This window comes from Bacillus sp. NEAU-Y102 (assembly GCF_054788175.1).
Genome location: NZ_JBTWFK010000003.1, coordinates 92,519 through 105,048 on the forward strand (window position 1 = coordinate 92,519; position 12,530 = coordinate 105,048).

Genomic DNA, 12,530 nt, shown 5'->3' on the forward strand with positions numbered 1-12,530 from the left:
AGAATAAATTATATTCTATCATTATAACCCAATGATTGTGAATTGTGAAAAGGAAAAGATTTTACTGACATTTCACCATGATTTTTTGTTCAATTATACAAAAGTACCCGCTCCTCTCCAAGAGATTCACGGGTACTTTTTATCACCGTAGTTTTACCTATATAGTGATTAGTATTTTTCTAATACTAATACATCGTAACCATCTAACATTTTACGACCATCTAAGTAAGTAAGCTCTACTAAGAATGCAATTCCTGCTACAACTCCGCCTAGCTCTTCAACTAACTTAATTGTCGCTTCGATTGTTCCACCTGTAGCTAATAGATCATCTGTAATTAATACGCGTTGACCTGGCTTAATTGCATCTTTATGGATTGTTAAAACATCCGTTCCATATTCTTTACCGTAGTCAACTGTAATTACTTCACGTGGTAATTTCCCTAATTTACGAACTGGTGCAAATCCTACTTCTAACGCATAAGAAACTGGGCAACCGATAATGAAACCACGAGCTTCTGGTCCTACTACAACATCGATATCTCTTTCTTTTGCGTACTCAACGATTGCATCTGTTGCTGCTTTGTATGCTTTACCGTCATTCATTAAAGGTGTAATGTCTTTGAACACAATACCTTCTTTCGGATAATCCGGTACAATTGCGATATGTTGCTTGAAATCCATATTTCTGAATCCTCCTCAGATCTAAAAGGTTTGTAAATACAAATCCTTTACCCTAACTGTTCTACTTCTTTATGATTACGAATCGTTTCAAACCATGTATATAGTTGCTGATATGTGCTATAAACCAATTCTTTTTCTAATTGTAAGTGGTTCATTTTCTCACGATATGTGTTCGATTCAATTAAATCACGCTTTTGTTTTTTGTCTGCCATAAAAATGACGCCATCTTTTATTGTAACAAATTCTAACTCAAAAAACACCTGTGTCATGAAATTTACTGTATCTTTTGACCAACCTTTATGACGACATAGTTGTTCTCCATATTGTCTTAAAGAAAATGGTGTTTTTTGGTTTAAGAAAGAATAGTACCATTTAAAATGTTCTCTCGTAGGAACTGTACTAAATAAATGGTTATTCTCTTGATAAAACAGCGTATAAATTCGCGCTGGGAATCCTACTTTAAATAACTCACGTAATTCATCTGTTCCTTTTGGCAAATCGAGTAACACGATGTATTGATCATCTAAATGCGTTACTTCTGACGCATGCATAAGCTTTTCTTTATAGTCCTCTAAAGAAAATTTATTCAATACCTCTTCAGAAAAATACACCATTGTTATTTTTTCTTTCGGAAGTTCTGCTAAATTTGCTTCTGCATTACGCATACTACGCCAATCAAATAATTGCCACGCCTCTACAGCAATATCTTGTACCATTAGTTGTGGCTTCTTAAAATTATTCCATTCATTGATGGATGCTTCCCCTATTACAGATACCTTTGCAACTGGAGAGATTTCTTTCGCATATGCACCGAAACCGAATCCAATTGTATCCAGTGTTGCTTGTCCATCACGAAGAGCCATTTTTAAATGAGAGCCATCTGATCCGATTGCGCGAATACTTTCTAACTCTGCATCTTTCACTGCAATACGTGGTTTCGGATTTCCAATACCAAACGGTGCTAGTTTTTGCATATCTTCAATTGCCGCTAGCGTTACATCCTCTACTTTGCAAAAAACATCAACTGCTGTAATTGGAATAAAATCTTCTTCTGTTAAAATTGCATCTGCTTGTTCATTTAAGCGGCGACGTAATTCATCTACATCATTCATATGTAGCGTCATTCCCGCTGCCATCGGATGCCCTCCGAAGTGTGGCAATAACTCTCTACAATCTGATAAGTTTGCAAACAAATCAAATCCTGCAATACTACGCGCTGAGCCTTTTGCTGTTTCTTTAATAGGATCAATGCTTAATACAATCGTCGGACGATAAAAACGTTCAACTAATTTAGAAGCAACAATTCCAATTACCCCTGGGTTCCAGCCTTCTTTTGCAAGTACTAATACTTTGTTTTCTTCTGGTGGGAAGTTATTTTCAACTTCAGCGATAGCCTCTTCTGTAATTTGCTTTACAATATCTTTTCGCAGTTTGTTCAGCTCATCAATTTCTTCGGCCAACTCTTTCGCTTCCTCTGGATCATCTGATAATAAAAGGTGTACAGCCGGCGCTGCATCTTCTAAACGTCCGACCGCATTAATACGCGGTGCGAGTGAGAAGCCAATACTCTCTTCTGTAATTTCACTTTGCGAAACGTTAGCAACTTTAAATAGCGCCTTTAGTCCGATATTTTTCGTCATACGCATATGTTTTAAACCGCGTTTCACTAGCAACCTATTTTCACCATGAAGTGATACTAAATCGGCTACTGTACCGATTACTGCAATCTCTAATAAATGTTCTGGTACACGGCCTAATAGTGCATGCGCAACTTTAAACGCAACACCTACACCAGCTAAATAGTGAAACGGATATACACCGCCATCTAATTTCGGATGTATAATCGCAAGTGCTTCTGGCAATTCTGGCGGTGGCTCATGGTGATCTGTAATAATTAGATCTATTCCAAGCTCCTTTGCTACATTCGCTTCATTTACTGCTGCGATGCCAGTGTCAACAGTAATAATCAGTGAGAACCCTGCGCTATGCGCCCAACGAAACGCTTCTTCGTTCGGTCCATACCCTTCTGTAAAACGATTTGGAATGTAAAATTCTACTTCTGCACCTAATTCTTGAAGAGCAAGATATAAAACCGTCGTACTACTTACTCCGTCCGCATCGTAATCACCAAATATTAATATTTGCTCTCCATTTTGAATCGCCTTATTTACACGTTCTACCGTTCTATCCATTCCTTCTAATAAAAATGGATCATGAAATTCTTGATTTTCTGTATTTAAAAAATCTAAAATCTTATCTTCTGTATCTAGTCCTCTACCGAGGAATAATGAAACGACAAGTGGCGATAACTGTAATTTACTTGCTAATTCACTCACTCGCTCGTCATTATATTCTTTTTCTTTCCAACGCGTCTTCGGTTGTAACACGAAATCACCCCTTAACCTGTTTATTATACAAGACAGATTAAGGGGTGACAATATAATGCAAACTACGATGCAATATCTATATACAAAAATGTTAATGATGTTTAATTTGGAGAATACGGATTTATATGTACGAATACATTTTGTACATTCTCTTGTTTCATAAGTATTTGTTTCACATGTTTTCCAATGCGGTGTCCTTCTTCTACAGTAATGTATGGATCTACAGACACTTTAATATCGACAATAACATAATGACCATGCTCCCGTGCATATAAAGAACCAATTTTTTTCACACCATCTACTTGAAGAACTGCTTCTCTAAGCGGAATAACATCCTCCTCATGAAGAACATGGTCAAGCGTTGCATGAATTGCTTCCGCTCCAATGCTCCATGCCATTTTTACAACAAGAAGTGAAACAGCTAATCCTGCAATCGGATCAGCGTATACAAGCCAGTCTATACCAAGCTTACCACCGATTATAGCTGCACAAATACCGATTAAAGCTGCAATTGAAGAAAATACATCCGAACGGTGCTCATATGCATTTGCAATAATTGCATCACTATTTACCCTCTTCCCTAATCGGAATTTATATTGGAACATTCCTTCTTTCACGATAATCGAAAGAACAACAGCAAAAATCGTAATTCCTTTCGGTGGTTCTAGTTCCTGCGAAAAAGCTTTTATAGACGAAATCGCTATCTCGAGTCCCACAATAAATAATAATACCGCAACAATAATCGCTGAAATCGATTCCGCTTTACCATGACCATACGGATGATCTTCATCAGGTGGCTGCTTTGCCGCTCGCAATCCAAAAAGTACTGCTAGCGAACCAATTACATCTGATGCAGAATGCACCGCATCTGCTAACAGTGCTTTACTGTTCCCAATATAACCAATTACCGCCTTTACAATTGCTAATATAATATTACCAACGATCCCGACAATAGCACCAAACTCGGCCTGTTTAAAACGTTCATCTTTTTCCATAATTAAAATCCCTTCTTTTCTTAACCTATCATTTTATTTTAACAAAAACAGCGATAAAACCACCACTTTCTTCCATATTATTCCCGTTAAAAAGTTGCTATCTTATTGTATCCACAAACGAAAAAAGAGATGCCTCATAAAGAGACATCATCTTTTCTATACTTGCGGTTCAGATTCTACTTTCTCAACCTTCTTCTTGTTTTTACCTCTTTTCAAACGACGGTTTTCAAGCATTAACCAAATTTGAGAAGCAACGAAAACAGAAGAGTACGTACCTACAATTAATCCAACAAGTAACGCAAACGAGAAGTTACGTAATGACTCACTACCGAAGATAAGCAGTGCAATTACTGGGAATAACACTGTTAATACTGTGTTAATCGAACGACCAAGCGTTTGGCGAATACTTGCATTTACGATTTCTTCTAAGTCTTTTATATCGCGAACTCGTTTTTTCTGTTTGTATAATTCACGGTTTCTATCAAATGTAACAATCGAGTCATTAATAGAATAACCGATGATTGTTAGTACTGCAGCGATAAACGTTAAGTCTACCTCCAATTGGAAAATACTAAACATAACAACCATAACGAATGCGTCATGTAGTAACGCAAGCACTGCAGATAACGCATACGTAAATCGGAATCGAATACTTACGTATAAAATGATAACTGCAGAAGCAATCAGTACAGCGATAAATGCATTTCGTGCAATTTCTTTCCCGATTGTCGGTGAAACTGTACTTATGTTTGGATCTGTACCATATTTATCGTGGAAGAATGTTTTTGTTTTCGCAATTTCATCTTTTGATAAAACACCTAATGTACGAACTGCGAAACCTTTATTGTCATCTCCAGTCGGTACAATATTTTCTTCCTTCACATCAATGTTCAATTCTTTAAAATCTTTATGAACATCAGACACCGTAACGGCTTGTTTTGATTGCAAGTCAATACGTGTACCACTTGCAAAGTCAATACCAAGATTCAATTTGAAAATTGGTAAGATAATTGCACCCGCAATCACAACTACAATCGAGAAGATAAGGAATTTATGACCGATATTTACAAAGTTAATACGATCAAATCTCGTTGGCGGATGTACTACACCTTTTGTTAATGGAATAATATCCTTTTGTTTCACACCAAAATATCCTGGTTTTTTATCAAAGTAACGGCTCTTTACAAGTAAACCTAGTAAGAAACGAGTACCGAATACGTTCGTAATAAAACCAACTAAAATACTTACGATTAAACTTGTTGCGAATCCTTTTACAGAGCTATTACCATAAACGAATAACACACCAGCTGCTGCAAGAGTCGTAACGTTTGCATCTAGAATTGTTGCTAATGAACGATGGTTACCAGCACGAAATGCCGACATCATGGACTTACCAATTTTCAGCTCTTCTTTCAATCTCTCGTACGTAATAATATTCGCATCAACTGCGATACCTACCCCGAGCACTAACGCCGCAATACCTGGCAACGTAAGAACTGCATGCATCCAGTTAAAGACAAGTAATGTAACGAAAATGTATAGACCTAACATAATAACCGCTACAAGTCCTGGTAAACGGTAGAATACAAGCATAAATAAGAAAATAAGAGCGATACCAATCGCACTAGCGAAAATCGTTTGCTCTAACGCTTGTTGACCAAATTTCGCTCCAACAGATGTTGAATACATTTCTTTCAAATCAACAGGAAGTGCACCTGCATTTAATAAAGATGAAAGTTGTTTCGCACTTTCAACTGTGAAGTTTCCACCTACAATAGATACCTCAGCTTGGTTAAATACTTGGCTTACTGTTGCCGCTGATAAGAACTTCGGATTCGGTTTTGCAGATTCTGCTTTATATGAATCTTTTCCTTCTTCAAAGTCCAGCCAAATCACCATTAAATTCGTTGGTGGTGGCATTTTAGAAATTTTTTCAGTTACTTCACGGAATTTTTCAGCGCTTTTTAGTGTAAGACCTACGCTCGCACGGCCTTGCTCATCAAATGTTTGCTTCGCTCCGCCGCCTTTTAAATCCGTTCCATCCATAAGAAGGTTATCATCCACATCACGGAATGTTAATTTCGCTTGTGTTGATAACATTTCACGTGCTTTTTGCTGATCTTGTACACCAGCAAGCTGTACACGAATTCGATCTTGCCCTTCGATTTGAATGTTCGGCTCACTTACACCGAGAACATTGACACGATTTTCAAGAGCACCTACTGTACTTACAAGTACGTCTCGATCGATTTTATCACCTTTTTTGGCTGGTTTTACTTCATACAGAATTTCAAAACCACCGCGAAGGTCTAGTCCTAGACTAATTCCTTTTGCTATGTCTTTTCCCGCCGCACCAATTACTCCACCGATTAATAAGACGATGAGGAAAAAGGCGGCAATTCTCGTACCACGCTTTGCCATATGTACCCTCTTTCTGCTACTAACACTTTAAATAAATCTCTTACGATTCACTTTTATACGTGTGCATACGCCTAGTTAGTAGACTTCCTTTCTATAATTTTTGCTAGTTCATCACTAGCTGTATAGGTAAGCTTTTACACTACCTAGACTTTCATCATTTATTTTCCTCTTCACTACCTCCTTTATATATAATCTTAGACATAATTATTTCCTCTTTATCAATACATATCATTATACTGCAAAAGGAAGAACAAACCAATTGCAGTCGGTTATTTATTTTCGTACTCATCAAATGACCAAAGTGGCGCTTGGTACGCTTCAACAGTTAAATATGTCATATACTCATTAGCACTTACTCTTAATACATCATTTACCAATTCATATAATCTAACATCACTGTCTATCTTTTTCCACTTTTTCACTTTGAGAAACTTCCAAATATCATCATCTGTCACTCGGTCGTAACCGAACATGTGAAACTCTTCTACTTTACTTTCTAAAACGACTTGTAACTGTCCGCGGTATGATTCTACCAAAGCCTCTTTATCTAACATCTATAACATCTCCTTCTTATTTCAGCACGAAAAAGTCGCTTTAATCCCGCTCTAATGGACAGCAATAACTACTTTCAAGAGCGCTATCATAGTTCACTCTCTTAAATGCTTGTCATTCTTGTCTCGTACGTGCATATAAATTATTGTAAATCATTCCATTGATTTTGAGAAGGTAGGAGAAGAACATGACGAGACAAAGCTTTTTAAAAGGCGCATTTATTTTAATGATAGCCGGATTTATTACAAAAATACTCGGTTTCATCAATCGTATAGTAATGGCACGTATTTTAGGTGAAGAAGGCGTTGGTCTTTATATGATGGCCGTTCCTACATTCATTTTAGCAATTACATTAACACAAATCGGTCTTCCTGTCGCAATCGCAAAATTTGTAGCAGAAGCGGAAGCTGTGAACGATAAACAAAGAGTTAAAAAAATATTAACTGTATCACTAGCTGTTACATCCGTTATTAGTATCATATTAACAATCGGAATTATGTTCCTCACACCTATTTTAGCAAAAACATTATTAACCGACGAAAGAACGTACTATCCATTAATAGCCATTTTGCCCGTCGTTCCTGTTATTGCCATTTCTTCTGTTTTGCGCGGTTACTTTCAAGGGAAACAAAATATGAAACCTAGCGCTTATGCACAAGTTCTAGAACAAGTTGTCCGCATTACCATTATCGCTATATGCATTCAATTATTTTTACCTTACGGCGTAGAATATGCTGCAGCCGGTGCTATGTTATCAGCTGTTCTCGGTGAAGTTGCATCCTTATTATTTTTACTCACGTTATTTCAGCGCGAAAAACATTTATCAATACGCTCTGGATTTTTCACTACTGTAAAGGAGAGCAAAGGAACATTTTATTCCCTTATGGATATAGCTCTTCCCACTACAGGAAGTCGTTTAATCGGCTCCGTTTCATATTTTTTTGAACCTATTGTCGTTATGCAAAGCTTAGCAATCGCTGGTGTCGCTGCTTCTGTTGCAACCCAGCAATACGGCATGTTAAACGGTTATGCATTCCCGCTCCTATCACTACCCGCCTTTATTACATACGCTCTTTCTACAGCGCTCGTCCCTTCTATTAGTGAAGCGATGGCAAAAAGACAACATAAATTAGTGGAGCACCGCTTACAACAAGCACTTCGAATTTCATTAATTACCGGGGGATGGTCTGTCGTTATATTATATGTATTCGCTTCTCCTGTTTTAACTCTTATGTACGGATCAGACAGCGCAACAGCATTCATTCAACTTCTTGCACCTTGCTTTTTATTTCATTATTTCCAAAGTCCACTGACCTCTGTTTTGCAAGCTTTAAACTTAGCAAGAGCTGCAATGATGAATACATTTATTGGCGCCACCGTGAAATTAATTGTTATTTTTGTACTAGCCTCAAGGCCAGAATTTCAAATGATGGGAGTTGCTCTCGCTATCGCTGCAAATATTGTAACAGTAACATTTCTTCACTACGCTACTGTTTTAAAAAAGATTACATTTACCATTTACGCAAAAGACTATATTTTCGGCGGACTTGCCATCGGTATCGCAGGCGCCTTCGGTTTTTATATTCATAAATATATTATTTTCTCTCATTCCCTCGGCATACAAACATTATGGGAAATCACTTTAACAACAATTGTTTATATCGTACTTCTCTTCACCTTCAAACTCATTCGAAAAGAAGAGTTAAGTCGTCTCCCTATCATTCGTAAACTTTCATTTTTGAAATAAGTTGAAACTTTAATCAGTGGGGTAATCTCCACTGATTATTAGTTAAACTAATCATTCTTACTCTTTCAAAGAATAAATCTCTAATTTTCTTTTACATCAACAAAAAATTTTCCGTTTTGAAAACTACAGTATAAAATTTGTGTCACATCGTTATAACCTAAGTTTTTTAATTTCTCAATAAGCCATTCATCTGTATGTTCAATCATTTGTAAATGACTAGATTGAATTTCTCCATCAATAATAAGAGGAAGAGTAAACTGCAATACATCCTGTTTATTTTTTTATTTTTGAAAGACAGATAACTTCCCAGACGGTTCCAAAATAGCATATTCTACATCCCGAATATCTCCAACTCCTTGCTCCCTTAATTGCATCATTAAATCATCTATATTATAACGTTGCTTTCTCATCTTCTTTTCATCAATCTTCCCCGCGTTTACAAGAATAGCCGGCTCACCTTCTATTAAATGCCGAAAGCGTTGATACTTTAGGGAAATGACTGACAAAATAATTTGGATGCACATAAGAAAAGTCATCGGAATTAATTGATGCCAAAGTGATTTATCGGTATTTTCAATTGCTACTACAGCCATTTCTCCAAGCATAATAAATACGACTAAATCTAATACACTTAGCTCTCCTATCTCACGTTTACCCATAAGACGAAAAATAATTAAGATGATGGTATACAAAAGCATTGTCCGTCCAATTATTGATATCCATTCCATTTCTACATCTCCTTTTTTACGTATAGACTCCCCTATAAAAAAGAAACTAGTCTAACTTAGACAAAAGGAAAATATGCTTGTATTAAAAAGGGGGAATGTATAAATGGATGGAACGAAAAAATTATCCACTGCAATCGGATTCGGTATTACTACACTATTAATTCTCGCATCTCTTACTAGCATGATTATGGCTCTTTTATTAAAGTTTACGAATATAAACGAAGGGACATTAGCCGTTACTATTTTTATACTCGCTCTTTTATCTATGCTTATGTCTGGTTTTATTGCTGGCAACAAAGCACAGGGGAAAGGGTGGCTAGTAGGTCTCACAACAGGTCTCACGTTCACTATACTCGTTTTTCTAGTTAACTATTTAGGCTTTTCTCAAACTTTATCGAACTCACAATTACTTTATCAATTAGCATTAATGGGGGCGAGTACACTCGGTGGTATTTTCGGTGTAAATATGTCAAAGCAAAGTAACTAAAAAAGGCCCTGCACATTTCATGCAGGGCCTTCCACATTAGTTTTTCACAACTTCACGAATCGCATTGCGATCGAAAGTTAAGTGTGAACCACCAGATTTAATAACAATTTTCGTGTCATCTACTGATTCGATTGTACCGTGTAAGCCACCAATTGTTATGATAGCATCACCTTTTGCTAATTCGTTTTGCATTTGAGCAACTGCTTTTTGACGCTTTTGTTGCGGGCGAATTAATAAGAAATAGAAAATCGCAAACATCGCAACAATCATAACGATATTCATCATACCTGCATTCATCTTTTGTTCCTCCTTTTAAATTATGTATTAGAAGTTTTTAGCATTCGGTTTATTAAAGCCATACTGTTCAAAGAATTCTTCGCGGAAATCGCCAAGACGGTCTTCACGAATAGCTTGTCTCACCTGCTCCATTAAGTTTAACAGAAAATGAAGGTTGTGATAAGACGTTAAACGAATTCCGAACGTTTCATCACATTTCATTAAGTGACGAATGTACGCACGAGAGTAATTTTTACATGTATAGCAATCACAATTTGGATCAAGCGGACCGAAGTCTCTTGCAAATTTCGCATTTTTTACAACTAGACGACCTTCACTTGTCATACATGTACCATTTCGAGCGATACGAGTTGGAAGTACGCAGTCAAACATATCAATACCACGAATTGCACCATCGATTAATGAGTCAGGAGAACCTACTCCCATTAAGTAACGTGGCTTATTATCTGGAAGAAGTGGTGTTGTAAACTCAAGTACACGGTTCATAATATCTTTCGGCTCACCTACAGATAAACCACCTACAGCGTAACCAGGGAAGTCCATTGAAACAAGGTCTTTTGCACTTTGACGACGAAGCTCTTCGTACTCCCCGCCCTGTACAATACCGAATAAACCTTGATCTTGTGGACGTTCATGCGCTTTTAAGCAACGTTCTGCCCAACGGCTTGTACGTTCTACAGACTTCTTCATATATTCAAAAGTAGCTGGGAATGGTGGACACTCATCAAATGCCATCATAATATCTGAACCTAATGCATTTTGAATTTCCATCGCTTTTTCTGGTGATAAGAATAATTTATCTCCATTTAAGTGGTTACGGAAGTGAACGCCTTCCTCTTCAATACGACGGAAGTCACTTAAACTGAATACTTGGAAACCACCAGAGTCTGTTAAGATTGCACGATCCCAGTTCATAAATTTATGCAAGCCGCCTGCTTCACGAATAATTTCATGACCTGGACGTAGCCATAAATGATACGTATTACTTAAAATAATGCCAGAATCCATTGCTTTTAATTCTTCTGGTGACATTGTCTTAACTGTCGCAAGTGTACCAACTGGCATAAATGTTGGTGTATCAAATGAACCGTGCGGTGTATGCACACGACCTAAACGGGCACCCGTTTGTTTACATGTCTTAATAAATTCATAACGAATTGCTGTCATAACTTACTCCTTTTATTTGTTTCTCATTTTAGCGTGAGATGCAACGAACATTGCATCACCGAAGCTAAAGAAACGATATTTTTCTTTTACTGCTTCATTGTAAGCATGAAGTACATTATCTCTATTTGCAAATGCACTTACAAGCATGATTAATGTTGATTTCGGCAAGTGGAAGTTTGTAATTAAACCATCAATTGCTTTAAATTCATATCCCGGATACATGAAAATATCTGTCCATCCAGAAGCGGCGCAAAGCTTACCGTTATGATCTGTTGCAATTGTTTCTAACGTACGAGTTGATGTCGTACCTACAGTAATAATACGTCCACCATTCTCTTTTACACGATTTAATAATGCCGCTGTCTCTTCAGACATATGGTAATATTCTGCGTGCATATGGTGTTCTTCAATCGTATCTGCAGAAACTGGTCTAAATGTTCCAAGTCCTACGTGAAGTGTAATGAATGCTAACTGAACGCCTTTTTGCTTTAACTTCTCAAGTAACTCTTCTGTAAAGTGAAGTCCCGCAGTCGGCGCTGCTGCTGAACCAATTTCTTTCGCATATACTGTTTGATAGCGATCGCGATCTTCTAGCGTCTCTTTAATATATGGAGGAAGTGGCATTTCCCCAAGTTCATCTAAAATTTCATAGAAGATGCCGTCATATGAAAATTCAAGCTGACGTCCACCTTGATCTGCAGTTCCTGTGCAAGTTGCTTTTAATTTTCCTTCGCCAAAAGAGATAACAGTTCCTTCTTTTACACGTTTCGCTGGCTTTACAAGCGTTTCCCACTTATCGCCCTCTTCTTGTTTTAAAAGAAGTACTTCAATGTGTGCGCCTGTATCTTCTTTCACACCATGCAAACGAGCAGGCATAACTTTCGTTTCATTTAAAACTAAACAATCCCCCTCATGTAAGTAGGAGAGAATGTCCGTAAAATGTTTATGCTCAATATCACCTGTTTCACGGTCTAACACCATTAATCTTGATGTTTCACGATCTTCTAACGGGACTTGTGCAATAAGTTCTTCTGGTAAATGAAAATCAAACAGATTTATATCCATAGC

General features: G+C 37.2%; 10 protein-coding genes and 1 pseudogene. 2 read left to right on the forward strand and 9 right to left on the reverse strand.

The features are described from left to right. Positions 1-168 precede the first annotated feature (168 nt). The 5 genes from ACYFX0_RS09870 to ACYFX0_RS09890 all read right to left on the reverse strand — a co-directional run bounded on the left by ACYFX0_RS09870 (position 169) and on the right by ACYFX0_RS09890 (position 7,038). Positions 169-681, reverse strand: coding sequence for an adenine phosphoribosyltransferase (locus ACYFX0_RS09870; RefSeq protein ID WP_000346217.1), 513 nt, complete (start codon positions 679-681; stop codon positions 169-171). Between the two features lie 47 nt (positions 682-728). Further along, positions 729-3,068: a single-stranded-DNA-specific exonuclease RecJ gene (recJ, locus tag ACYFX0_RS09875; RefSeq protein WP_106082515.1), complete on the reverse strand. Its 2,340-nt coding sequence runs from the start codon at positions 3,066-3,068 to the stop codon at positions 729-731. Between the two features lie 101 nt (positions 3,069-3,169). Beyond that, positions 3,170-4,063, reverse strand: a complete 894-nt coding sequence (locus ACYFX0_RS09880) for a cation diffusion facilitator family transporter (protein ID WP_106082516.1) — start codon at positions 4,061-4,063, stop codon at positions 3,170-3,172. 156 nt (positions 4,064-4,219) lie between these two features. Beyond that, on the reverse strand, positions 4,220-6,484 hold the full coding sequence (gene secDF, locus ACYFX0_RS09885; protein ID WP_106082517.1) for a protein translocase subunit SecDF: 2,265 nt from the start codon (positions 6,482-6,484) through the stop codon (positions 4,220-4,222). 269 nt (positions 6,485-6,753) lie between these two features. Further along, positions 6,754-7,038: a post-transcriptional regulator gene (locus ACYFX0_RS09890; protein WP_000884549.1), complete on the reverse strand. Its 285-nt coding sequence runs from the start codon at positions 7,036-7,038 to the stop codon at positions 6,754-6,756. A 185-nt stretch (positions 7,039-7,223) separates the two neighbouring features. Here ACYFX0_RS09890 and spoVB point away from each other — a divergent pair, with 185 nt between their 5' ends. Next, positions 7,224-8,783 carry a stage V sporulation protein B gene (gene spoVB, locus ACYFX0_RS09895; RefSeq protein ID WP_000198293.1) on the forward strand — a complete coding sequence of 520 codons (1,560 nt, stop codon included), beginning with the start codon at positions 7,224-7,226 and terminating at the stop codon, positions 8,781-8,783. Positions 8,784-8,863: 80 nt separating this feature from the next. Here the strand turns inward: spoVB and ACYFX0_RS09900 are convergent. Next, a pseudogene (locus tag ACYFX0_RS09900) lies at positions 8,864-9,511 on the reverse strand (DUF421 domain-containing protein). A gap of 103 nt (positions 9,512-9,614) precedes the next feature. On the opposite strand from ACYFX0_RS09900, the gene ACYFX0_RS09905 reads away from it, so the two are divergent. Continuing rightward, a complete protein-coding gene (locus ACYFX0_RS09905; protein ID WP_000349145.1) occupies positions 9,615-9,998 on the forward strand; it encodes a TIGR04086 family membrane protein in 384 nt (127 codons plus the stop codon). A gap of 36 nt (positions 9,999-10,034) precedes the next feature. Here the strand turns inward: ACYFX0_RS09905 and yajC are convergent, their stop codons facing one another. From yajC to queA, 3 genes are read right to left on the reverse strand one after another with little or no spacing between them, the layout of a single operon-like run. Then, positions 10,035-10,295: a preprotein translocase subunit YajC gene (yajC, locus tag ACYFX0_RS09910; RefSeq protein WP_000991113.1), complete on the reverse strand. Its 261-nt coding sequence runs from the start codon at positions 10,293-10,295 to the stop codon at positions 10,035-10,037. A gap of 27 nt (positions 10,296-10,322) precedes the next feature. Beyond that, positions 10,323-11,462 (reverse strand): tRNA guanosine(34) transglycosylase Tgt, encoded by a 1,140-nt coding sequence (gene tgt / locus ACYFX0_RS09915; RefSeq protein WP_000125365.1) that lies wholly within the window; start codon positions 11,460-11,462, stop codon positions 10,323-10,325. Positions 11,463-11,474: 12 nt separating this feature from the next. Beyond that, the gene (queA, locus tag ACYFX0_RS09920; protein WP_000354016.1) at positions 11,475-12,527 is read right to left on the reverse strand and encodes a tRNA preQ1(34) S-adenosylmethionine ribosyltransferase-isomerase QueA; all 1,053 of its coding nucleotides are present in this window, start codon (positions 12,525-12,527) and stop codon (positions 11,475-11,477) included. Positions 12,528-12,530: the final 3 nt, after the last annotated feature.

Bases quoted from the DNA above. Each gene is read 5' to 3' on its own strand.
- ACYFX0_RS09880 (WP_106082516.1), bottom strand. From the start codon at position 4,063: ATGGAAAAAGATGAACGTTTTAAACAGGCCGAGTTTGGTGCTATTGTC.
- secDF (WP_106082517.1), bottom strand. From the start codon at position 6,484: ATGGCAAAGCGTGGTACGAGAATTGCCGCCTTTTTCCTCATCGTCTTA.
- ACYFX0_RS09870 (WP_000346217.1), bottom strand. From the start codon at position 681: ATGGATTTCAAGCAACATATCGCAATTGTACCGGATTATCCGAAAGAA.
- yajC (WP_000991113.1), bottom strand. From the start codon at position 10,295: ATGAATGCAGGTATGATGAATATCGTTATGATTGTTGCGATGTTTGCG.
- queA (WP_000354016.1), bottom strand. From the start codon at position 12,527: ATGGATATAAATCTGTTTGATTTTCATTTACCAGAAGAACTTATTGCA.
- ACYFX0_RS09890 (WP_000884549.1), bottom strand. From the start codon at position 7,038: ATGTTAGATAAAGAGGCTTTGGTAGAATCATACCGCGGACAGTTACAA.
- ACYFX0_RS09905 (WP_000349145.1), top strand. From the start codon at position 9,615: ATGGATGGAACGAAAAAATTATCCACTGCAATCGGATTCGGTATTACT.
- tgt (WP_000125365.1), bottom strand. From the start codon at position 11,462: ATGACAGCAATTCGTTATGAATTTATTAAGACATGTAAACAAACGGGT.
- spoVB (WP_000198293.1), top strand. From the start codon at position 7,224: ATGACGAGACAAAGCTTTTTAAAAGGCGCATTTATTTTAATGATAGCC.